This window comes from Paenibacillus sp. P4_E11 (assembly GCF_056401635.1).
This window is the reverse complement of sequence record NZ_JBFUIX010000379.1, coordinates 1-1,977: the sequence shown is the minus strand read 5'-3', so window position 1 is coordinate 1,977 and position 1,977 is coordinate 1. Positions and strand designations below refer to the sequence as shown.

The 1,977-nt window shown below is 44.2% G+C and carries 2 protein-coding genes; both read left to right on the top strand.

From position 1 onward, the window contains the following. A partial coding sequence (locus tag AC1DWB_RS34230) for a carbohydrate ABC transporter permease (protein ID WP_477545536.1) occupies window positions 1-480 on the top strand: 480 nt, incomplete at its 5' end. 60 nt (window positions 481-540) lie between these two features. After that, the coding region (locus AC1DWB_RS34225; RefSeq protein ID WP_477545535.1) for an extracellular solute-binding protein at window positions 541-1,977 on the top strand (1,437 nt) is incomplete at its 3' end.

Here is a 1,977-nt window from a genome sequence, read left to right as displayed (position 1 = left end):
TCCTACGGGTTGATGGATACGCTATGGGGGATGGTATTGCCGGCGGTCGTAAGTACCTGGAACCTGTTGATCATGAGAACGTTTTACAGCGGAGTTCCAGTAGAGCTGGAGGAATCCGGAAAGATCGATGGTTTAAATGAATTAGGCATTTTCTTTAGAATCGTCATGCCGTTGTCCAAGGCCATTTTTGCGACAATAGGACTTTTTTATGCCGTAGCCATGTGGAACAATTTCATGCTTCCCCTCTTATATTTACGTAATCCCGATCTGTTTCCGCTGCAGGTTATTTTACGGAATATCGTCCTGGCAGGCCAATTAAATTCTTCGGATGCTATGGGGATAGGAGGCGATCAGGTCATTGTGGAAGAATCCTTAAAGTATGCCACGATAATGGTAGCTACCTTGCCTATTCTCGCCGTGTATCCATTCCTGCAAAAGTATTTCGTTAAGGGGGTGATGATCGGGGCGATCAAAGGATAAAGGATTTCTTATTTGAGGTCTACATATGGATGACGTAGTAAAAAAAAAGGAGCGGTTTCAGTGAAAAAAGGATTATATCTGTTCATGATGATCATGTTGAGTATGACATTAATTGCAGGCTGCAGTGAAAAGAAGCAAGAAGGCGGCCAAGCCGCGACAACCAATCCGGAGAAATCAGGTGCTTTGACGAAAAAGACGTTTACGATGTTAACCGATTCCCACCCCAGCTATCCTTACAATAAAGATTGGCCAGTCTGGAAGATGATCGAGGAGAAAACAGGGGCCACATTTAATGTGCAAACACCTTCCGGTAAGCTCGAGGATACGATTAACTTATCGATCGCCTCGGGAGATATGCCTGATCTGATGTTTATGTATGGAAGATCGCAGACTAATAAATTCGGACAACAGGGCGCTCTTGTCAACATTCTAGATTACAAGGCTGATATGCCGAATTTCACTAAATGGATGGAGAAATATCCGGAGATTGCGAAAGCGCAATTGGCGGCAGACGGGAAAATGTACATGTTTCCCAATGAAGGGTTTGGCGAAGCAAACCGAATGATTTGGATGTATCGGCAGGATGTGTTCCAAAAGCATAACCTAATGGCTCCAACCAACTTCGATGAGCTGTATACCGTGCTCAAAAAATTGAAAGAACTGTATCCGAAGAGCTATCCGTTCAGCTTCCGGCTTGGGAATAATCTGTTATTGCTTAAAGTGCTATCTGCTAACTTTCAAACCAACGAAGGCTTCTATCTCGACGGCGGAGACGTCAAATACGGCCCGACCGAGCAAAGCTATCAAAAGATGCTTGGATATTTAAATAAGTTTTACAAGGAAGGTCTTATGCCTCCAGACTGGTTAACCGTTGATGCAAAGAAATGGCAGGATCTGATGTCCACGGAGCAATCGTTCGTTACAGTTGATTATATTGGCCGAATCGATTTCTTTAACGACGCTTTGAGGAAAAGCAATCCTAACTTTAATCTGACCTTCATGGCCCCCCCTATCGGTAATCAAGGAGGGAAACCACAGAACGCTTATATGCACGTTGTCGATTCTGGGCTTACGGTTTCGATTAAATCCAAGCAAATCAAAGATATTATGCGGACGGTAGATTTCCTTTACAGCGAGGAAGGAAGATTAATTTCCAGCTGGGGGAAAGAAGGAGAAACCTATACCGTTGAGAACGGGAAGAAAAAGATTAAGTCGGATTACAAGACAGCCGTCGATTTCCGTAAGGAAACGGGTCTAGCGACCAATGGTACTTATACATGGATCGATTATGATGCCTATTTGTCCATGGCTTCCAAGGAGCTTCAAGATGCTTATGTCGAAGCCCGTAAGTATGACGCCCCCTACCGCAGCCTGCCTGATTTTAATCAAAAGGATTTGGAGACGATCACGACTACTGGTGCTGCTATCGACAAATATCGTGACGAGAATGTGATTAAATTCATCATCGGTGAACAGAGCTTGGACAACTGGAGCAAC